This window comes from Streptococcus sp. HMSC072C09 (assembly GCF_001813105.1).
Classification (GTDB): domain Bacteria; phylum Bacillota; class Bacilli; order Lactobacillales; family Streptococcaceae; genus Streptococcus.
This window is the reverse complement of the sequence record NZ_KV811485.1, coordinates 168,534-190,293: the sequence shown is the minus strand read 5'-3', so window position 1 is coordinate 190,293 and position 21,760 is coordinate 168,534. Positions and strand designations below refer to the sequence as shown.

The following is a 21,760-nucleotide window of genomic DNA, read 5'->3' as shown; positions in this document are numbered from 1 at the left end:
AAATAGGAAAAAGGCTGGAAATTCCAACCTTTTCTTCTTTTTATTCTTCAGAATCTGAATCTGAATCATCACTAGAATCATCAGCAACAGGAGATTTACTCAATTCTTTCTGCATATCTTTCATTTCTTTACGAGTACTTTCCAACTCTTCACGAGCATCTTTCAAGATTTCGATCAAAGCTTCACGGTCTTCTTTAGGAACGACTGTACTATCTGAACCGATGCTTTCCAAGCCTTCATTAAAGATATCTTTTTGGTTTTCTAATCCTTGCTTTAAGGTACTAATCATTGCATCGTATTGTTCTTTTGCAGAACCTGTCACAGAAGTGCCTGCTTCTTCAGTAATAGAAACAGATTGATCCATTAATTTTGCAAACAACTTTTTGAAGTCTCCAACTGTCTTAGCCTTGTTGATTTCAGCATCTGTTAAGAGGCTAGAAGATGACGTATCTTCTGAATCTGTTGAATTATCCTTACTTTTTGAAGTGTTGGCAGATTTGCTCGTCACTTTAGTCGTTGATTGACTGTTTGAAGTTTCCTTCTTTGTGTCTTGTTTGTTTGAACAAGCAGCTAGGGAAAAGATCGTCAAAAGAGCAGCTGTCGATAAGATCATTTTTTTCATAAAATGGTCTCCTTTATATTTATTTTACCTCATTCTACCATCGAATACTTTGACTGTCAAATTAATCACTAGTTCTTAATATTAGCAAAAAAGTTGGACAAAACACTGTGAAATCAGTGTTTCTGTCCAACTCCTCGATGATTAGTCATACAATTGTAACAATTTCATTAGTCTACTTTGCCACCAAAAAGGCCGTGAGCCTTCCCTTGGGGCATTTTTAAGGCAAAGCTCAGCAAAAAGACGATCCCTACAACCCCTGCTAAAAAGAAACTCATGACTTGGTAACCACCTCTTTCAATACAGAGGGCTGCGAGAGGTTGTAAAAGAATGGTTCCTAAATAACGAGCTCCTTGGACAATAGCCATGGCAAGAACCAAGTCTTTGCCATTCACCTGTTGGGCAATAAACCGTAAGGAGACCATAATCAAAACCATCCCTGTTGTATGCTTGGCTAAAAGAGTCAAAAGCACTTTTAAGAAGACAGGACTTGGAAGAGCGTAGACAGCATATTGAGCAAAAATAATCCCGATTGGAAGAGCGATCAAAACCCGTAAAGGCCAGTGGTCCATGAATCGATCAGAGAAAAAGATCAAGGGGGCTTCCACTACGACGGAGATAGCTACAACCGTAGAGGCAATATGGACTGGTAGACCACTATCCATGAGCAACTCAGGAATATAGGTATGACCAATATTTCCAACCCCTGAAGCCAAGCCAATCAAAATGATAAAGAAGAGATAAGGTCCATTATGAAGAAGAGGACGAATAGAGACAGGATGTTTTTCCTTTTCTACGACTGTCTCTTTTTTCTTCATTCGAACCGCACTTAGGCAGAAGAGACTCAATACAATGGTGATCAAAACCGTATAATAGATAGCTTGGGGGCTAAACTGATGATAGACCCAGCCGGCTATTTGAACACCGACCGAGTAGCCAATGGTTCCCCAAACGCGAATCTTCCCAAAAGCGTATGGACTTTGCGTTGCAAATACTTCCATCATGGGAGCTGTCCCATTCAAACAGACTAGAACAATCCCGTAAAAAACAGTCAGCCAAAAGAGATTGGGGGCCCAAAGAAAACCGAAGACACCACCAATGATCACACTTAGACTGAGGGTCGTCATTTTTACGATTCCAAATCGCTCATTGATATAACCAAAGAAGGGTTGGGCTACCATGGATAAGAAAAAGGCAATCGATACCAAGGTCGACACTTGAGTTGCACTATAGTGCTTTCCCATCAAATAGACGGAAATGAGGGTCGTAAAGAGAGAGGTGGACATAAAATAAAAACTATAGAGCAGCATATAAGCCGCATAAGAATTTCGGAATTTTTTCATATGAATCCTTTCTAAAAATATCGGAATGGGACAATGACAAAACCCAACTGACAATCAGTTAGGTTTTATTTTATTCTTTATTATAGCGCTTTTGAGCCTCTTTTTTGCGTCTCTCACGACTTTGTTTTTCAATCGAGAGAATGATGACAATAATGAGAATCGGAATCAAAATCAGGAAGTGATCCAGCGAAAGCCATTTACTGTGCTTAGCCGTTGTCTTTTTCCCACTTGCTGTTTCTTTGACAAGCTCTGGCTTGGCTCCTTCTTCCACCTTCATATCATCTCGGATACCTTCAGACAAGGTGTAGAGATCATTATCTACTGTCAGATAGCCATCTTTTACCGCAAGGGTCGGTTCTTTAGCACCTTTTTTAACCGTTGCATAGAAGGGTTTTTCGAGTGTATAGGTCTTGCCGTCAATCTTCTGGACACCCGCATCTAACAATTTTTTATAGCCAAAATCTTTATAAGCTTTTTCGATCAAAGCATTGCCAAACGGATGGCGGTAATATTCCCCATCTTGGTCTGCCCAATCTCCTACGCCCATAATGACAGCAATTAAGCGCTGATTGCCCCGTTTGATGGTCGCGATATAGTTGAAAGCTCCACGAGGACTTGAACCAGTTTTTAAACCATCCACACCTTTCAAGGCATACTTGGCTCCTGGCAATGAATAATTGTAGGTATCAAAGGTTTCCTCATACGGAGTTCCTTTTTTGACCGTGACTTGGGCTTGATTGGTATAGTTTAAAATATCTGGGTATTGATTGATAAAATGATAGACCAAAATCCCTAAATCACGCGCAGTTGTCTGGTTAGCCGCATCATTTGGATAATTGTTTACCTGATAGTAGCCTTGCAAGGTGGAGATGGCCGCCCCACTCGGGTTATTCCAGACCGTGTTGGTCATCCCTAATTCCTTAGCTTTGGCATTCATGCGCTCGATAAAGGCATCTGGATCATTGTTGGACATAAGATTGGCCAACATGAGGGTCGATACATTTGAGGATGGAACCACTGTCATGGTAATCAACTCAGGAATTGTGTAGTCTACCCCAGCAACAATATTATTGTTGGAGATCTCATAGATCTTTCCGATCGCTTGGTCTGAAGCGGTCGCCTTGATCACTGTATCCTTACTGATCTTGCCATTTGCCATATCTTCAAACAAGAGATAGAGCGTCATGAGCTTACTCATGCTGGCAGGATCTCTGACTTCATCGATATTGTCTTTCCAAAGAACATTTCCCGTATTGCCGTCAATAATAAGCGAAGAATGCGGACGGTTAATGGCTTGGACATTGTCATTTGGATACATCTTTTGCGCCATATCCACCAATTCATCCGCACTCGCTAGAATTGGCTGGCATAAGAGACTCAGAAGGAGGCAAATATGGATCAAATATTTTTTTATCATAAACTTTTCCTTTATAACAGACTAATCAGCTGGAGGCTAAAATAAGCTTCTAGCCCTCATGCCCTTTCCTCTTGTCTCCCAGTAGATGAAAAGAGCTAATCCCAGCAGATAATTACTTGTATTGTACCATATTTTGAAGCAGAAAAAAACCTATCTGGCCCGAATAAATCGGCGATAGGTCCTGTTTTTTATCGACTTAACAAGCTCAAAGCTTCCTTATCCGCAATAATGGTCACATTTGGATGTCCTTGAAGGGCACTAGCTGGCACTTTTTCTGTCCTTTCCCCCTCTACCGTACCTTTGATCGCTTGGGCTTTTGATTCCCCATAAGCAAATAAGACAATTGATTTCGCAGCTAAGATATTGGCAATCCCCATCGAAATGGCTTGGGTTGGTACATCTTCGATCTTATCAAAGAAACGAGAATTAGCTTCAATGGTAGAGGCATCCAACTGAACTAAGTGGGTCTGACTATCAAAGGATGTTCCAGGCTCATTAAAACCGATATGTCCATTGCGTCCGATTCCCAAGATCTGAAGGTCCACTGGATGCTCTTCGAGTATTTTGTTATAACGGATCACTTCTTGATCGGCAGATTCTTCTACACCAGATGGGAGATAGCTTTCTTTGAATGGTTTGGCATCAAAGAGATTTTTTTCCATGAAATACCGATAAGATTGAGGATCATCTCCCGTCAACCCTACGTATTCATCTAAGTTAACACTGATTAGATTAGAAAGATCCAAATCACTTTCACGAATTTGTTTATAAAACTCAAGGGGACTGCTTCCAGTCGCAAGACCTAAGGTTTGAGCACCTTCCTTTAATGTTTCTTTCAATATATCAAAGGCAACTTTTCCACCCTCAATTTGGTCCTTTACTTCAATAATTTTCATTCGATAGACCTCCTATTTCTCTATGCTTTTATTATATGGTATAGACCAATTTTTGTCAAGTGAAACCGCTATCTTTTTCTGGCATTTTTTTCATTTTCAAGTCGATTCGTGATATAATGAAAGGTATGATTGTATCACTATTATTCATCATTTTTTTGATCGGACTCCTTGTCTTTCTCTCATCTTTCTTGATTCATCAAAGAAAGATTCTCAAGGTCCTGATCTTTTTGATGGGAACTGTCCTGATGCTTTTAGCTATCGGTACAACCATCTATCTACTCACAAATTTATTATAAAAGGAGCGCAAATGAATACCAACGACTTTGACTTTGATTTGCCTGAAGAACTGATTGCCCAAACCCCTCTTGAAAAACGAGATGCTTCTAAACTCTTGATCCTGGATCGAAAAACAGGGCAATTCCAAGACCGTCACTTTGATGCAATTTTGGATGAATTGGAGCCAGGAGATGCTCTTGTCATGAACAATACGCGCGTTCTACCAGCCCGCCTTCATGGGGTAAAACCAGAAACAGGTGGTCACGTCGAATTCCTTCTCCTTAAAAATACCCAAGACGACTGTTGGGAAGTCTTGGCAAAACCTGCAAAACGATTAAAGGTAGGGGCCACAGTCAGCTTTGGAGATGGTCGCTTGACCGCAACCGTCGAAGAAGAATTGGAACACGGAGGCCGTATCGTTCGCTTCCACTATCAAGGCATCTTTTTAGAAGTCTTGGAAAGTCTTGGCGAAATGCCACTCCCTCCCTATATTCACGAAAAGCTTGCTGACCGCGAACGCTACCAAACCGTTTATGCTAAAGAAAACGGTTCTGCTGCAGCCCCAACAGCAGGTCTACATTTTACCCAAGAATTGCTCCAAAAGATTGAAGCAAAAGGTGTTCACCTGGTCTATTTGACCCTTCATGTGGGCCTAGGAACCTTCCGTCCAGTATCAGTAGACAATCTTGAAGACCATGAGATGCACTCTGAATTTTACCAACTTTCTGAAGAGGCGGCTGCGACCCTTCGTCAGGTAAAAGCTGCAAAGAAACGCATTGTAGCTGTTGGAACAACTTCTATCCGGACGCTTGAAACGATCGGAAATAAATTTGCAGGTGATATCAAAGCCGATTCAGGCTGGACCAATATTTTTATCAAACCAGGTTATGAATGGAAAGTCGTCGATGCCTTTTCTACCAACTTCCACCTTCCAAAATCAACTCTGGTCATGTTGGTTTCTGCCTTTGCTGGCCGTGAATTAACCCTCGAAGCATACCACCATGCTATTCAAGAACGCTACCGCTTCTTCAGTTTTGGGGATGCTATGTTCATCAAGTAAAGGAGTCTCTCATGAATAAAATTGAAAGCCGCCACCGCTTGATCCGCTCGATTATTTCTGAGCGTAGGATTCATACCCAACAAGAACTTCAAGAAGCCTTAGAAGCCAATGGCGTTCTCGTTACCCAGTCCACCCTTTCACGAGATGTCAAATCCTTGAATCTGGTGAAAATTAACGAGGGGGATAGTTCCTACTATGCCATGAACACCATCGCTCCTTCCCGTTGGGAAAAGCGCCTGCGGATGTATATGGAAGATGCCTTAGTCATGTTACGGCCGGTTCAAAACCAAGTCGTTGTAAAAACTCTTCCAGGTCTTGCCCAATCCTTTGGAGCTATCTTAGATGCATTGGAACTTCAAGAAATTGTAGCTACCATCTGTGGAGACGATGTCTGTTTGGTCATCTGCGAAGACAATCAAGGAGCTTTGGATTGTTTTGAAAAATTAAAAGAATTCACACCACCTTTCTTCTTTAGTAAATAAAAAGTTTGGAAACCAAGTTTCCAAACTTTTTTATATGGTGGCTAAGCGTTGAATGGCTTCTCGATAGATTTCCATCGCAGAATAGAGATCGTCAATTTTTGCACGTTCATTGGCTTGGTGCTCGGTCTGTTCTGCACCTGGGAAAAGAGCCCCAAAAGCGACACAATTTTCCATGGTCCGCGCAAATGTCGCACCACCAGAAGACATAGCTGGCGTCTTATCACCAGTTTCTTCCTGGTAGACGGCCATCAAAGAGCTGACTAAAGGACTATCCAAAGGAACATATAAAGGAGCCAGATAATCAAACTCTTCATATTCCAACTGATAACTAGCTGCAATTTCTCGCAAACGAGCTACTAAGGCCTCCTTATCTGCTAAGACGGGGATCCGGATATCAATCCCGATTTCCGATTGTTCTTGATCGATCACAAGGGTCGCAAGATTGAAGGAAAGATCGCCACTTGGTTCATCTGTAATTTTGCCAAATAAAGCTTCTCCCGTTGCATCCTCACCAACAGCATCTGCAATAAAGAGCAAGGCTGGATGGGGTTGGATGAGGGATAAACTTTCCGCTAAACCGACAATAGCATTCACTCCTTCAGCTGCATCTTTAGAATGCTTGGAAACACCCAAGACCGTTACAGAATCTTCTGTTTGGCTATACTGAACCCCACTTTGATCCAAAACAGGAAGCAACTCTTCCAAACGATGACCCGCATAGGTCGCCTTGTCTGGAACAACATTGAGGGCCTGACCAGCCTGTAAGGGAAGATCATCCCAACCTGGACCATGCAATTTCACTTGTAATAAGCCTTTTTCAGCATAGGTTAATGGGAAAGAAGAATCCGGTGCAAATCCAAGATCTGCTTGCTCTTCGATTTGGTTGTAGCGGTTCATACAGCGCCACAAGGTTTCTTCATCCGTCCCAAAAATAAAGCGGATTCGTTTGGTAAACTGGATGCCATCATCCAGTAAACTCTTAACTGCATAGAGGGCAGCGAGTGACGGCCCCTTATCATCCTGCACACCACGACCTACTAGATAGTCACCGACAATGGTCGCTTCAAAAGGTGGCGTTTGCCAATCTTTTAGATCACCGGCTGGAACAACATCCAAGTGACAAAGAACGGCCAGGAGTTCTTCCCCCTGACCGATCTCTGCATATCCATAGTATCCTTCAGGATCTATATATGTTTGAAAACCTAATTCTCGAGCAAGCTCTAAGGTTTTTTCTAGGACATCTTGGATAGCTTGTCCAAACGGTGTTCCATTTTCCCCTTCGTTTAATACTGAGGGGTAAGAAATGATGGTTTGAAGCGAGTTTAAAAACTGCTCTTTTACATCGTTCTTTATTCTATTTTTCATGAAACACCTACTTTATTCTATTGCAAGAATGGAACCACAGTTCCTAGTAGAAGAAGGGCAATGGTGATCACAACAATCGCTACGACCAATTTACCCATGAATTTCCACCATGCACTCAAGTCAACACGTCCAAGAGCAAGAGCTCCCATTACGATACCTGAAGTTGGTGCGATCAAGTTCAAGACACCAGATGCAGATTGGTAAGCTGTGACAATCAAGCTACCTGGTACATTGACGAATTTACCAAGAGGTGCCATGATACCCATTGTTGCGCTGGCAAGACCAGATGATGATGGGATCAAGAATGACATTGGCAAGTAGAAAATGTAAGTCAAGACAATGAACAATTGAGATGAAAGACCTTTCAGTCCTTCTTCACCCCAGTGAAGAATTGTTGCAGTGATCATACCATCATTCATGATGACTTGGATACCACGTGCTACCGCTACGATAAGAGCAACACTCAAGAGGTCAGCTGCACCATTCATGAAAGATGAAATGATTTTATCTTCTTTCAAGCCATAAATGATACCAACGAGGATTCCCATGAAGGCAAAGAGCATAGCTGTTTGTGGGAAGTACCATGTACCAAGAGCATCTGTGTTACCGATCAATTGACCAAGTACTGGAATTTTATGGAGAGATTCGTTGAAGGTTTCAAAGAATTTAATACCCAAATCTTTGAATGGGATAAATCCAGCAACCATGATCACGAATGTTGAGATGAAGACGACCAAGACACGTTTTTGTTTCTTGTTCATTTGTGAAGGAATTTCTTCGCCACTATCAACGTTGAAGTGTTTCAAATCTTCTTCACGAGTTGCATAGGTGAGAGATTTGGTTGGGTCTTTTTGAACCTTATCTGCATAACGGTATACATAGTATGTGCTAAGTCCTGTCAATACGATCCAGAAGATCACACGAAGTAAGAGACCTGAAGCACTTGAGATACCTGCAGTATCAGATGCGATAACTGTCGCAAATGGGTTCAATGTTGACGCCAAACATCCGATTTGTGATCCTAAGAGGATAATGGCTACCCCTGTCAAGCTGTCAAAACCAACGGACATCATAACAGGTACAAGAAGTGGATAGAAGGCCATGGTTTCTTCACCCATACCATAAGTTGTACCACCAAGGGCAAACAATGGCATCAAGATCAAAATCAACATTTTTTCGCGGCCTTTGTATTTACGAACGATAGAAGCAATCCCTACATCAAGGGTACCTGTTTCGTTCACAACTCCAAGGAAACCACCGACCATCAAGATGAAGAAGGCTACGTCAATCGCTGCACTGGTTGGTGCTTTACCAAGCATGGCATTGATTGGGGCCATCAAGACATCCCAAATTCCTTGAGGATGTGCTTTTACAGATTCATAACTACCTGCAATGATAGCACCTGCATCGTCAACTTTGTATTGACCAGCTGGAATGATCCAAGTTAACACTGCCATAATGGCAATGATGATCAACAATACGGAAAAAGATGAAGGCATCTTAAATCCTTTTTTCGTTTTTTCACTCATTTGTCTTCCTCCTAACGCAACAAAGTGTGAGTGATGTTTTACAAGAGTCTCTTGTAAAACGCTTACCTATAGACTTATTCTATCACAATAAGCTTTAAAATACTAGTTTTTTCCTAATTTTTCATTAGTCTTTTTGGATGATTGTTCCACTTTCAGACTCAATCAAAGCTCCAAGGTTTTCAAGTGATGTAATAACTGCTTTTCCTTCTGGGCGACCGTTTACAAAGGCAATGGCAGCTTCTACTTTAGGAAGCATACTTCCTGGTGCAAATTGGTCTTGTTTGATATATTCTTCCAATTGAGCCACATTCACATGTTCCAATTTCGCTTGGTCTGGTTTGTTGTAGTTCACAAAGACATAATCGACACCAGTCAAGACGATGAAGAGGTCTGCTTCTACCAATTCAGCCAAACGTTGAGATGCAAAGTCTTTATCGATTACCGCTTCAACACCAGATAGGCTACCATCTGCTTCTTTCACAACCGGGATACCGCCACCACCGGCAGCTACAACGACTTGACCGTCGTTCAACAAAGTACGAATGGTATTGATTTCTTTGATATCCACTGGTTTTGGTGAAGCCACAACTTTACGCCAGCCACGACCAGCATCTTCTTTAAAGGTTGCACCTGATTTTTCAGCTTCTGCTTTTGCTTCTTCTTCTGAATAGAATGGACCAATTGGTTTGCTGAGGTTAACAAAAGCGGGGTCGTTCTTATCAACAACGACTTGTGTTACAACAGAAGCCACATCTTTTTCAATTCCTTCTTCAAGAAGAGCATTTTGAAGAGCATTTTGAAGCCAGTAGCCAATGCTTCCTTCGGTCATAGCAACCAATGAATCAAGTGGGAACGCTGGGTTCTTTTCAGAATTTGCAGCCAAGTGTTGGAGCAAGAGGTTCCCTACTTGAGGACCATTTCCGTGAGTGATGATCAACTCATCCCCATTTTTGATTAATTTAACTAAGTGTTTAGCTGTTTCTACCAGCGCTTCTTGTTGAGCTTGCGCAGAAGGATCAGATGAGAGAATAGCATTTCCTCCCAAAGCAACGACGATTTTTCTTGACATGAATTTTCCTTTCTATAAAAAATAGGGGCAGGACTAAAGCTAGCAGTCCAGCCCCTATAGCTGTTGGTATACGGTTAAGTCTTAAACTTTTGGAATGTACAAGTTACCAAGAGTAGCTGCCATAACCGCTTTGATAGTGTGCATACGGTTTTCAGCTTGGTCAAAGTGACGAGCATATTTGCTGCGGAACACTTCGTCAGTAACTTCCATTTCTTCTACGCCGAATTTTTCAGCAACATCTTTACCGTAAACAGTGTTTGTATCGTGGAAGGCTGGCAAGCAGTGCAAGAAGATCAAGTCTTCGTTATCAGCTTTCTTAATCAAATCCATGTTTACTTGGTAAGGTTTCAAAAGGGCAACACGTTCTGCAAATTTGTCTTCTTCACCCATAGATACCCAAACGTCAGTGTAAAGTACGTCTGCACCTTTCACTGCTTCGTCAGCATCTTCAGTGATCAAGATATGAGCGCCACTTTCTTTTGCAAATCCTTCTGCCAATTCAACGATTTCTTTTTCTGGGAAGAGTTCTTTTGGTGAGAAGATGTGTACGTTCACACCAAGGATAGCACCTGTTACAAGAAGGCTGTTTGCAACGTTGTTACGTCCATCACCACAGTATACAAGTGTCAAACCTTCCAAACGTCCAAAGTTTTCTTGAACTGTCAAGTAGTCTGCAAGCATTTGAGTTGGGTGCCATTCGTCAGTCAAACCATTCCATACTGGAACACCTGAGAATTCAGCCAATTCTTCAACCATACGTTGGCTGAAACCACGGAATTCAATACCGTCAAACATACGTCCAAGAACTTTAGCAGTATCTTCTGTAGATTCTTTTTTACCAAGTTGGATGTCGTTTGCACCTAGGTATTCTGGATGAGCACCAAGGTCGATAGCTGCTGTTGTGAAGGCAGCACGAGTACGAGTTGAAGTTTTTTCAAACAAAAGCGCAATGTTTTTACCAGCAAGATAGTGGTGTTCAATGTTGCGTTTTTTAAGGTCTTTCAAGTGAGCTGAAAGTCCGATAAGGTATTCTAACTCTGCACGTGTAAAGTCTTTTTCTGCCAAGAAGCTACGTCCTTGGAACACTGAATTTGTCATTCTAATTGTCTCCTATTTTCTTTCTAGTATTGATCAGTAAGAAGAAAGAGCTGATCTCCAAAGACCAGCTCTCGGTCTTCTCTATTAGATTTCTTCACGTTCAAATGGCATTGACATACAACGAGGTCCACCACGACCGCGAACCAATTCACTTCCGCGGATCTTAATCAAACGAAGTCCGTATTCTTCTAATTTCTTGTTTGTGACTGTGTTACGATCGTATACGACTACCACACCAGGTGCGATTGTAAGAGTATTTGAACCGTCGTTCCATTGTTCACGAGCAGCAGCAACCACATTGCCATCGCCACAAGGGATCAATGTAACTTTTTCAACACCAAGGTTTTCAGCAAGCAATTCAGCCAAATCACCTTTTTCTTCAACGATCTTCAATTGTTCGTTTTCATAAGTTACAGAGAAGACGCGAAGGTTACCTTGGATTTCTGGGTGGATTGTGAATTTATCGTAGTCCACCATTGTGAATACTGTATCCAAGTGCATGAATTTACGGTTGTTAGCAAATTCGAAGGCCAATACTTTTTTGAAGCCAACGTTCTTCTTAAAGATGTTTACCAACAATTTTTCGATTGATGCAGCATCTGTACGTTGTGAGATACCAACTGCCAATACATCTTTAGAAAGTACTAACTCATCTCCACCTTCGATACGAGTATCTTCTTCACGGTTGTAGACAAGTTCAACTTTTCCACCGTAAACTGGGTGGTATTTGAAGATGTATTTACCATACAAAGTTTCACGGTTACGTGTATCTGCGTACATGTGGTTCAATGATACTGCATTACCAATTGTCGCAAATGGGTCACGTGTGAAGTACAAGTTTGGCATTGGGTCGATAGCAAATGGATAGTCAGATTCAACAAGGTCTGTCAATCCTTTTGCTTCTTCAGGAATTTCTGGAAGTTCAGCTTTTTGAACCCCTGCCATTGTTTTTTCAACCAATTCTTGGTTGTCTTCAATGCTGTGAAGCAATTCACGGATCGCAATTTTTGTTTGGCGTCCACGAATGTTCGCTTCTTCAAGGTATTCTTCGATGAACTGATCGCGAATTTCTGGAGAAGTCAATGACTCAGCAGCTAACTGTTCAAGATAAAGTACTTCGATACCTTCGTTACGAAGTGCTTCAGCAAATGCGTCGTGTTCTTTTTGAGCATCTTCCAAGAAAGGAATATCATCAAAAAGAAGACGTTCAAGATAGTCAGGCATCAAGTTTTCCAACTCTTTACCTGGACGGTGCAAACAAACTTTTTTCAGTTTTCCAATTTCTGAGAAAACATGAATTGGGTGTGTAGACATCTATAGTCCTCCTTTTTCTTGCGGTTTAGCTTACCTAATCCCGTTTACAGGTTTTATTTTATCACCAATTGGTACCGCTTTCATGAAGGATTCTACTTTTTTAATGCAAAGAATTTGGCATTATTTTGAATTATTCCTATTTTTTAGTTAATATGAAGCGTTTTCTTTGCATATTTTGTTTTTTATATTGTTTTTATGAATATATATTTTTTTACAAAAATAAAAAAGATCAACAAATTAATTGATCTCTTTAAAACTCTTTAAAAAGTAGGCTGTATCTAGAAAGGTTAATTGTTTTCTCTCATACTGTATCTTATGAGAATCGATGAGTTTCTTTAAAACTTGATTGACGGTTTCTCGGGTTGTGGCCGCTAATTTGGCCATTTCCTTCATACTGATTGGAAATGGAAGTTGATTTCCTAAACTTTCATAGTCCTTACACAAGATAGCTAAAGATTGAACCACACGCTCACTGGCACTAGCTGTCACGACATTACGTAGACGCAACTCTTGAAATTCTAAAATTGACGAGAGCTTTCTCGTAATGAAGAGCAACTGCTCCTTACTCTCTTGAGCATATAATTCATAGAGGTTGACGGGGATAACGAAACAGCGCAAATCTGTCACCGCACTAGCTGTATAGTGGTAACGCTCATCCTGAAACATCCCACCATAAGGGAACAGGGCCCCTTTCTTGATATAATCCATATAGGAAAATTGATCAGACGAATCGAATTGCTCAATGCGAGCAAAGCCTTTTGAAAGAAGAAAAATGCGATCCCGCTTATCTCCTGCATAAAATAAAATTTGTCCTTTTTGGATATCCCTAGCATGAATTTCAACAGCTAATTTATCAAATAGCTCCACTGGCAACGCAGAGAAGGCTGGATGCGAGCGGACCAACTGGTAATCTTCCTTTGTAATCATGTTTATACTTCCTCTTATTACTATTAATTAGTATAACATATTTTTTTGATAGAAGAGGGAAAGAAGCCTCTTTAAAACAGAAAAGTATTTCGAAACACCAAGTGAATTTTATGCTACTGTGATAGAAGAAAAGGTCTGAGCAACCCTCAGACCTTCCGTCAATTATTCATTCATATTCACACGATGCCATTCATTGATGACATAAGCTAGTTCTCCCAACTGATAAAGACCAACACCACTGATTTCAGAACTTTCTGGGGTCGTTCCACCCAGTCCTGCAGTATAGATGGCAACCAAATAAGGGGTCGATTCATGGACAATGGCATCCACATTGAGCGCTTCCGCAACATAGCCCGGTTTTTGTTGAATGACCAAATCTGGCAAGAATTTCTTATAGTACTCACCTGGGAAAGACTCCCCGATCAGTTCTAGTAAATCTGCATATTTTTCTTGATGATTCCAAAGATATTCCAAGACATGGATGTAATAATCCGTTGTCGTTTTATTATCTTCGCTAAAGGTTTTGACTTCTGGTGAACGGGATTGACCATAACGACTGAATAACTTGCGCGCTTGCTCCATCCCCCCTAAACGATCTGCCAAAGCATAGGCTGGGGTATTTTCAGAGTAAACCAATGAATAGCGCTGCATATCAGGGATAGACATGGCTCCATCAAAGGCAGCAACGTAATTGTCATGCTCCCCTACATATTCATAGTAGGTGTTGGTAATGTCAAACCTATCTGTTAAATTCAGTTTGCCCTTTGCGACTTCATCCACCACCAACATGTTCAAGGGTAGCTTATAGGTACTACCTGCCGTCATTGGTTGAAGATCATTCATAGCAAATTGCTCTCCAGTAATGGCATTGCGATACGTGAAAGCAACTTGTGACGGATCAATTCCACTTTCCGCTAGGAAATCCTGAACAACCTCTACCAAGCCTTTATTAGCATAATCATAGACAAGGCCATAAGCACTCATCGTTTCCATGTCTGCATCTACTACTGCTTGCTTAGCTTCAGGAGATTTGACACGCGGTTTTTTCGTCTCAGGGGTAGACTTTTCGATATCTTGTTCTTTTGCTTCTTTTGTTTTCTTTGCTTTTTTTTCAATTGCTGATGCTGTTGGTTGCGTAAGATGCAAGTAGCCCAGTGCGCTTGTTCCCACTAAGCACAATAAAATACTGACCGCAATCATGATCGAGCGTAGATTAAAATATTTTTTCATACGAGATTAATTATAAAAGATTCTACTGAAAATAACAAGAATTATCAGAAAGATAAAACGGTTTCTTTTTAAAAAGGTTTTTTCTTTTCATAAAAGGCTTATTTCCGTTTAAAGGAGCCCATAATCAGCTTAGCGATCTCACGCGCAATCGTCCTGAATAAGGAACTCAAGAAGGAATCTTTTGCCTTTTCAAGACTAGATTTTCTTGGACGACCTGGACTACGTTTTTGAGACGCTTTATCTGCTGCAGCCTCTTCCTTTTCTGCTTCTTTTTGCTCTTTTTCTTGTGCTTCCTTGCTTGCTTTAGCTGCTAATTTTTCATAGGCAGATTCTCGATCAATCGTCGTCGCATACTTTTGATGGAAAGGCGATGTTGTGATCAAGGCCAATTGTTCACTCTCATTTAAGAGGTCAAAACTCGATTGAGGAGAGAGAATGTAAGCACGCTCAACCACACCAGGCTGTCCCTTTTCATTCAGGAAAGAAACCAAGGCTTCCCCTGTCCCTAACTCTGTGATCACTGTTTCTGTATCAAAATCTGGATTTGGACGAAAACTTTGGGCAGCAACCTTAATTGCCTTCATTTCTTTGGGTGTATAAGCTCGAAGCGCATGCTGAACACGATTTCCAAGCTGTGCCAAAACAGATTCTGGAAGGTCTTGAGGATTTTGGGTAATAAAGTAAATCCCCACACCCTTAGAACGAATTAGGCGTACCACTTGCTCGACCTTCTCAAGAAAGAGCTTGCTTGCATCCTTAAAGAGGAGATGTGCTTCATCAAAGAAGAAGACCAATTTTGGCTTTTCAGGATCCCCAACCTCTGGAAGTGTTTCAAAGAGACGAGACAGCATCCAAATCAAAAAGGTTGAGTACAATTTTGGTGAATGAAAGAGCTTTGTAGCCGAAAGAATATTGATATAACCACGACCAGATGCATCGAGTTGCATGAAGTCATTTAAATCAAGTGCGGGCTCTCCGAAAAACTGGTCTGCTCCTTCTTCTTCAAGAACCAAGAGACTTCTTTGGATGGCTCCGACAGATTGTTTGGTGATATTGCCATATTGGGCTGAATAGTCTGAACTGTGTTCATAGACTTCCTTTAAAAGGCTTTGCAGGTCCTTCAAATCAATCAAGGGCCAATCTTTCTCTTGAGCCACTTTAAAGACAATTGCAAGAATTCCTGATTGGGTTTCATTCAAATCAAGCAGACGAGATAGAAGCAATGAGCCCATTCCTTCGACAGTCGCCCGAACAGGATGACCAGCTTGACCAAAGACATCCCACAATCGAACAGGGAAGGCTTGTGGCTCAAACGGATCTGTGATCCCAAGAAGCTTGTAGCGTTCTTCCAGTTTTGGTGTCCATTGCCCTGCTTTGGCTAAGCCAGATAAATCTCCCTTGATATCGGCTAGAAAGACCGGAATGCCTTCTTTGCTTAATTTTTCTGTTAGAACTTTGAGCGTAACCGTTTTTCCTGTTCCTGTTGCACCTGCAATCAAGCCATGACGATTTAACATCCGCAAATAGATAGGCGTCTCAACGGCTCCTTTAGTAATGGTAATACTAGTCATTTCATTTCTCCCTGAATGTTTCAGTTTTCATTTTAAGGTTTATCTTTTCCTTGCCTAGGCCCTTCAAACCAGGCTTCAGACAAGTAAGACACACTCCTATTAGTGTATCATTTTCCTGACCAAACGCAAGAAATTATACTCCAATTTTTCGGATGCACATAAAAAAATCTATAAGAGCCAATACTTGCTCTTATAGATTCCTTCATTTTATTATTTTGCTGCTGCAAACAATTCATTCACTTTATTCCAGTTGATCACTGAGAAGAAAGCTTTGATGTAGTCAGGGCGTACGTTACGGTATTTCACGTAGTAAGCATGTTCCCAAACATCCAAACCAAGGATTGGTGTTTTACCTTCAGAGATTGGTGTATCTTGGTTTGCTGTTGAAGTCACTTCGAGTTTGCCTTCTTTGTTGACAACCAACCATGCCCAGCCAGAACCAAAACGTGTCGTTGCTGCTGCTGTGAAGGCTGCTTTGAAGTCTTCAAATGAACCAAATGTAGCATCAATCGCTGCAGCAAGTTCTGCTGAAGGAGCTGTTTGTTCTGGAGTCATCAATTCCCAGAAAAGAGCGTGGTTCAAATGACCACCACCATTGTTGATCACAGCTTGGCGAATATCAGCTGGAATGGATTCAACATCAGCTAACAAGCTTTCAAGGTCTTCTCCAATTTCAGGATGTTTTTCAAGAGCTGCATTCACATTGTTTACATATGTTTGATGGTGTTTATCATGGTGCAAATGCATGGTTTCTTCATCGATATAAGGTTCCAATGCATCATAAGCATATGGTAATTCTGGTAAAATGATAGCCATTTTATGGTCCTCTTTTCTTTATTACTGACTTGATGATAACGCAAACAGCTAAATTATTCAACTAATCTGCTTGCGATTTCATTCATCGTTAGACGCTATTCGCTACTTTCAACAGGGCCAAATCAAATAAGTAGTCTTTTTCATATGTTCCACTTTTAATCGCATAATCCGTCTCGATGAAGGTCATCATAGCTTGCTTCAAAAAGGACAGAGTAAGCCTGCGGCTATCCCGTAAGGCAAACTTCACCTGATAAGGATTGACCTTGCGTCCTGACAAGTCCGACAAGCTCGCTACAATTTGGCTTTCGGATTGGCCTTCTTCTGAGAAAATTTTAACTTGAGAAAACATTCGGAATTGCCCCAACAAAATAGCGATCAATTTTATTTCATCTTCTCCTTGTAAGCGAAGATCCTTAACCAAATTCCGGGCTTGATCGATTTGGCGTTTGAGAATCATCTGTGTCAGATCAAAAATATTATCTTGCAAGGACTTTGGAACAACCTCCTCGATATCTTGGAGGGTAATCTGACCATCTTCTTTATAAGCCTGCAATAGAGCGAGATTCTTCTGTAACTCTCCAAAATCATAGCCAGATTTTAAGAGCAACTGGTCCAAGGAATCGCCAACAAAGTGTAAGCCCAATTCTTGCGCCTGACCAGAAAAATAACGCTTTAAATCTTGCTCTTTAGGAGTGGTCGCTTCAATGATTTGGGCATCCCGTTTTAGGAGTTTGACCAAGCGACGCTTACTATCTAATTTTCCTTCTGCAAATATCACCAAACGGGTCGATTCAGAAGGGTTTTCCAGATAGTTTTCAAATTGCTTCAGATCTTCATCGGTTAAATTGCGTTTTTTGGCAGTGGTCAGATCCAATAAGTGATCCAAAATCACGATTTTTTCATCTGCAAAAAAGGGAAGACTGACCAAATCCAGCTCGACTTCAGCATAGGAGGCTTCCTTCATATCAAAATAAGAATAATTCAAATCTGAGGGATCATAGCCTATTTTTTTTAAAATGTCTTTTTTTAACCATTCAAATTGACCTATATCCTCACCCGTCAAGACAAGAATAGGAGGCAGAGTTTGAACCGTCAGATGTTTAATGTCGGTAATTGCTTGCATGAAACTCTCTTATCTCTATCAGTCTAGTGTATTTCGTGTTCAGCAGCCATTTTTTGTTCCAATGGTGGTTTTTCGTCGGACAAATCTGGAGCTGCTACAAAATTAGGAATTTGCTCAAACGAGCTGCCTCCAAAGCTTCCTTCTGTCGCTGTGACCTGTGGTTCAGAAGTTACTCCCATAGGAGTTTCTACTGGTTGTGGGAAGGTATTTTTTCCTGGAAGCATCATGAGAATCAAGAGAGAAATAACTGTAATCACCCAAAGAAATAGGAAAATATCTAGCCCTGACAATAAATAGAGTAAAACCGGACCAAGGTTCAAAAAGATCCAAGACCAATGGATCCCAGCATCCCGCAAGCGACGCACACAAATGGCTTGACTGGGTACCAAAATGAGGAAGTAAAAGAATGCTAAGAAAGCGAGTGCCCATAGACCTGTTTTAGAATGAACAGTTGAAAAATTGAGTATTTCTTGAGCATTTTGATGGGATAAAGAAGTCACGATGTAAAAAACCCAAAGAGGCAAAGAAATCAGGAAATTCCAGAAAAAAGCTAGCCAAAAATGAGCTCGACTGGTCTTACTTGAAAAATCTGCATACTGTATCCAAAATTGCTTAAATGCGTTCATACGATTCTACCTTTACATTGATTTCACCTTCTATAATAGCAATTTTCAGCATAGAAAGCAAACCTCTCCTCATCTCTAGCGGACCGTTTCTACCCTCCAATGATCCCACCCAATCAAGCGAATCGCTCCTCTTTCATCGGTACGAAGGTAAGAAATGGATCGTTCCTCTAAACGATCAAGCAATTCTTTATGAGGGTGCTGATAGCGATTTTTCTTTCCAACGGAGATTAAGGCCAATTGGGGATGTAGCTGATCCAAAAATACATCACTAGAGGAACCTTTCGATCCGTGGTGGCCTACTTTCAAGATATCCACTTGTAATTGGGGATAGTTTCCCAATAGTTTTTTCTCCCCAGCTTCTTCCAGATCACCTGTAAACAAAAACCTTTTTTGATAAAACTGCCCATAGAGGACAATCGAATCATTATTTTTGCCATCCCCCACTTCATCAGGAGATAAGACTTCGAGATGATGATCAAAAATAGGAAGTTGATCCCCTCTCTGGACTACTTTAACTGGACTATGAAGCTGTTTCAATTTCTCTTGAAATTTGGAACTGGTTAGACTGCCTGGACTGACATACACTTTTTTAACCGGGATTTGTCTGGCAACCTCGACCATATCGCCCATATGGTCCTGATCTGTATGGGTCAAGACCAGAGCATCGAGTTTTCCAACACCTCGACTCTTGAGATAGGGAATCAAGGTTTGTTCCGCATTGGCAGATTGACTGCGCTCTTGCCACTTGTCTCCACTTTTAAAAGTGACGCGTCCTCCGACATCAATCAAAATGGTTCTTCCTCTCCAATCACGTAAAAAGATACTGTCTCCTTGACCGATATCCACCATGGTAATCTCATTTTCTAAAGGATGCTTGGTCCAACAAAAGATGAGTAGAATCATGCCTATTAACAGGAAACGACGTTTTTTTTGCTTTCGAAGATCATACAAGATCCCTAAAAGAAGGAAGAGAGCGATCAGAGCTGGTCCCGTCGGCTGACCAAATACCAACGGTAGCGACGTGAGCTTTGAAATCCAACGAATACACTCCTCTATGAGAAGAAAGAAACTGTTAAAAATTGTAAGGGGCTTTAGAATCGATAAGATAAATAGCACCGTTAAACCTGGAAGAAGGACAAGGTCAAATAAGAAAGAAAAGAGGAAGGTTAAAGGGAGTGACCAGGGTTGAAAGACACTAAAGTAATAGGTCAAAAGGGGCAAAATCCCCAGGCTAATCCAGAAACTTTCCACTAGTAGCTTTTTCAGTCCTGAATAAGAACTGGTATCTACCAAGGTCAAAATAAAGGCATAGGCACAACTCAAGACCCCTCCAGCGGTCAGGAGAAACTTGGGCACAAGCAGCATTAAGAGCATCAGGGTCATCGCCATATTCTCCATCCCTCGGATCCCCTTTTGAGAGAGGATCTTTTGCAAGAGACTGCGAACCACTGAAACTGAAAAACCTGTCAAGCCAGCATAGACCAAAGAAATTGGAACCATCCAGATATCAACTGTCTCTTGCAAGATTCCTAGACGTAAGAGACCTTTTCGTATCCCATTGATGAAAAAGCCGACCTGCATCCCAGATAAGGCGAATAAATGGATGATTCCTAAACTCGTGTAAAGCTGGTCCATCTCTTCAAAATCCTTATCTAAATAGCCAAAAAGAAGGCCGGTCATATACTGGTTCATTGGCTGCGGAAAGTGCTCTTTACTCCAAACAATGGCTTGTCGCCTCCATTGAGACAGCCAGTCAAAAACATTCCAAGTCTGTATAGGAAGTGCGGATTGGATCGCTTCAATTTTTATTTGATAATGAATCCCCTGTGTTTCCAAATAAGACCGATAGTCAAATCCTCTAAAATTTCGCTGCCCTTCTGGCTCTTCTATAGCACCTTTATACGTCAACTCCAACAAATGAGTTTGACTTTGCCACTGCTGTTTTTCTTTTTCTGATTTTAAAGTGTAGAAGACTTGGTAGGTCCTTCCCTGATTTTTAGCACGAAAAGACAGGGCGTCCCCATTGATCTTGATGGTATCTGGAATCAGACGTAAGTGGGATGGGGGCTGACTTTCTGCTTGTACTGGATGATCCTGTATTCGCTGAAAGACAAAGAAGGCCGCAAAACAAAGGGTTGCTAAAGCAAGCCCTAGCAAACTTGAGCGCTCCCCTTTATAGTGATGAAGCGCTAAAATTCCCACTACTACTAGACCGCTGATCGAAGGCCAAGATGGTTGATAAACACTAAAATACAACCATAGGAGTACAAAGGCGAGATGGATAAGCGAAAAAGGAAGGTCTTTAATCCACCGTGAAAGCATCTCTTAGTTTCTCCAGTGTTTTCTCTCCGATTCCTGAAACATTCTTCAGATCATCCACTGATCGAAAAGGACCATTTGCCTCGCGATAGGCGATAATGTCCTGGGCACGTTTCTGGCCAATGCCTGATACTGTCTGGAGCTCTGTCTCTGTCGCTCGATTTAAATGAACCTTGCCTGTTTTTTCTGCTGGCGCTGACGAAGTTGCAGGACTTTCTGAACTTCCAAGTGCTGGAACATCCTCTCCTTCTTTAGCAACATAGATCACTGCTTCATCGGAGAGTTTTTGCGCCAAGTTGACTGATTGGCTATTGGCATCTGCTGTCATCCCACCCGCCTTATGAATGGCATCGTGGACTCTGCTATTGGAGCGCAACTCATAGACACCTGGTTGTTTGACGGCTCCTTTGACATCGACCGTAATGATCTCGGGTGCATCAGACACAGAAGTAGCCGTCTTTTCTTCTTTGGAACTAGTGGTCTGCACCTTTTCTTTGCTCGAAGTTGAACTAGAAGCCTGATAAAGATCCGGTATAGTGGATGCATTTGACTGAGGTCGATGAAAAAGAAAATACCCTCCAAGTAAGAGTCCGATAGCAGTAAGAGCTAAAAAGAGCTTATATTCTTTGATTTTTTCGATGATATCCTCCATAAGAAACCTCCTCTCACTTTTATTATTC

General features: G+C 41.4%; 19 protein-coding genes. 2 read left to right on the top strand and 17 right to left on the bottom strand.

Annotated elements, in window-relative coordinates; translation table 11 throughout:
* Nucleotides 1–40 precede the first annotated feature (40 nt).
* The 4 genes from HMPREF2893_RS01005 to HMPREF2893_RS00990 all read right to left on the bottom strand — a co-directional run bounded on the left by HMPREF2893_RS01005 (nt 41) and on the right by HMPREF2893_RS00990 (nt 4,275).
* Nucleotides 41–622, bottom strand: coding sequence for an LptM family lipoprotein (locus HMPREF2893_RS01005; protein WP_070673835.1), 582 nt, complete (start codon nt 620–622; stop codon nt 41–43).
* A 167-nt stretch (nt 623–789) separates the two neighbouring features.
* The gene (locus HMPREF2893_RS01000; protein WP_070673834.1) at nt 790–1,962 is read right to left on the bottom strand and encodes an MFS transporter; all 1,173 of its coding nucleotides are present in this window, start codon (nt 1,960–1,962) and stop codon (nt 790–792) included.
* A gap of 70 nt (nt 1,963–2,032) precedes the next feature.
* Nucleotides 2,033–3,379 carry a DUF1958 domain-containing protein gene (locus HMPREF2893_RS00995; protein WP_070673833.1) on the bottom strand — a complete coding sequence of 449 codons (1,347 nt, stop codon included), beginning with the start codon at nt 3,377–3,379 and terminating at the stop codon, nt 2,033–2,035.
* A 188-nt stretch (nt 3,380–3,567) separates the two neighbouring features.
* Nucleotides 3,568–4,275 (bottom strand): glucosamine-6-phosphate deaminase, encoded by a 708-nt coding sequence (locus HMPREF2893_RS00990; protein ID WP_021152882.1) that lies wholly within the window; start codon nt 4,273–4,275, stop codon nt 3,568–3,570.
* Between the two features lie 307 nt (nt 4,276–4,582).
* Between HMPREF2893_RS00990 and queA the strand changes: the two genes are divergently transcribed.
* Complete coding sequence (queA, locus tag HMPREF2893_RS00980) at nt 4,583–5,611, top strand: tRNA preQ1(34) S-adenosylmethionine ribosyltransferase-isomerase QueA (RefSeq protein ID WP_070673831.1); 1,029 nt, start codon at nt 4,583–4,585, stop codon at nt 5,609–5,611.
* Between the two features lie 11 nt (nt 5,612–5,622).
* Nucleotides 5,623–6,093, top strand: coding sequence for an arginine repressor (locus HMPREF2893_RS00975; RefSeq protein ID WP_003006364.1), 471 nt, complete (start codon nt 5,623–5,625; stop codon nt 6,091–6,093).
* A 30-nt stretch (nt 6,094–6,123) separates the two neighbouring features.
* Here the strand turns inward: HMPREF2893_RS00975 and HMPREF2893_RS00970 are convergent, their stop codons facing one another.
* The 13 genes from HMPREF2893_RS00970 to HMPREF2893_RS00910 all read right to left on the bottom strand — a co-directional run bounded on the left by HMPREF2893_RS00970 (nt 6,124) and on the right by HMPREF2893_RS00910 (nt 21,732).
* The gene (locus HMPREF2893_RS00970; RefSeq protein ID WP_070673830.1) at nt 6,124–7,458 is read right to left on the bottom strand and encodes a dipeptidase; all 1,335 of its coding nucleotides are present in this window, start codon (nt 7,456–7,458) and stop codon (nt 6,124–6,126) included.
* A gap of 17 nt (nt 7,459–7,475) precedes the next feature.
* Nucleotides 7,476–8,987, bottom strand: coding sequence for a YfcC family protein (locus tag HMPREF2893_RS00965; protein ID WP_049497262.1), 1,512 nt, complete (start codon nt 8,985–8,987; stop codon nt 7,476–7,478).
* Nucleotides 8,988–9,111: 124 nt separating this feature from the next.
* A complete protein-coding gene (gene arcC, locus HMPREF2893_RS00960; protein WP_070673829.1) occupies nt 9,112–10,056 on the bottom strand; it encodes a carbamate kinase in 945 nt (314 codons plus the stop codon).
* Between the two features lie 81 nt (nt 10,057–10,137).
* Nucleotides 10,138–11,154 carry an ornithine carbamoyltransferase gene (argF, locus tag HMPREF2893_RS00955; protein ID WP_003006350.1) on the bottom strand — a complete coding sequence of 339 codons (1,017 nt, stop codon included), beginning with the start codon at nt 11,152–11,154 and terminating at the stop codon, nt 10,138–10,140.
* Nucleotides 11,155–11,238: 84 nt separating this feature from the next.
* Entirely contained in the window at nt 11,239–12,468 is a 1,230-nt protein-coding gene (arcA, locus tag HMPREF2893_RS00950; protein ID WP_049514063.1) for an arginine deiminase, read from the bottom strand.
* Between the two features lie 237 nt (nt 12,469–12,705).
* Nucleotides 12,706–13,395, bottom strand: coding sequence for a Crp/Fnr family transcriptional regulator (locus HMPREF2893_RS00945; RefSeq protein WP_070673828.1), 690 nt, complete (start codon nt 13,393–13,395; stop codon nt 12,706–12,708).
* A gap of 162 nt (nt 13,396–13,557) precedes the next feature.
* Nucleotides 13,558–14,625 carry a serine hydrolase gene (locus HMPREF2893_RS00940; protein ID WP_070673827.1) on the bottom strand — a complete coding sequence of 356 codons (1,068 nt, stop codon included), beginning with the start codon at nt 14,623–14,625 and terminating at the stop codon, nt 13,558–13,560.
* A 98-nt stretch (nt 14,626–14,723) separates the two neighbouring features.
* On the bottom strand, nt 14,724–16,196 hold the full coding sequence (locus HMPREF2893_RS00935; protein ID WP_070673826.1) for a helicase HerA-like domain-containing protein: 1,473 nt from the start codon (nt 16,194–16,196) through the stop codon (nt 14,724–14,726).
* 210 nt (nt 16,197–16,406) lie between these two features.
* Nucleotides 16,407–17,012: a superoxide dismutase SodA gene (gene sodA / locus HMPREF2893_RS00930; protein ID WP_003006336.1), complete on the bottom strand. Its 606-nt coding sequence runs from the start codon at nt 17,010–17,012 to the stop codon at nt 16,407–16,409.
* Between the two features lie 88 nt (nt 17,013–17,100).
* Nucleotides 17,101–18,135 carry a DNA polymerase III subunit delta gene (gene holA / locus HMPREF2893_RS00925; RefSeq protein ID WP_070673825.1) on the bottom strand — a complete coding sequence of 345 codons (1,035 nt, stop codon included), beginning with the start codon at nt 18,133–18,135 and terminating at the stop codon, nt 17,101–17,103.
* A gap of 23 nt (nt 18,136–18,158) precedes the next feature.
* Complete coding sequence (locus HMPREF2893_RS00920; protein ID WP_070673824.1) at nt 18,159–18,761, bottom strand: DUF805 domain-containing protein; 603 nt, start codon at nt 18,759–18,761, stop codon at nt 18,159–18,161.
* 75 nt (nt 18,762–18,836) lie between these two features.
* Nucleotides 18,837–21,083, bottom strand: coding sequence for a DNA internalization-related competence protein ComEC/Rec2 (locus tag HMPREF2893_RS00915; RefSeq protein ID WP_070673823.1), 2,247 nt, complete (start codon nt 21,081–21,083; stop codon nt 18,837–18,839).
* Nucleotides 21,064–21,732 carry a helix-hairpin-helix domain-containing protein gene (locus tag HMPREF2893_RS00910; RefSeq protein WP_070673822.1) on the bottom strand — a complete coding sequence of 223 codons (669 nt, stop codon included), beginning with the start codon at nt 21,730–21,732 and terminating at the stop codon, nt 21,064–21,066. Before HMPREF2893_RS00910 ends, HMPREF2893_RS00915 begins: the two co-directional genes overlap by 20 nt.
* Between the last annotated feature and the right edge of the window lie 28 nt (nt 21,733–21,760).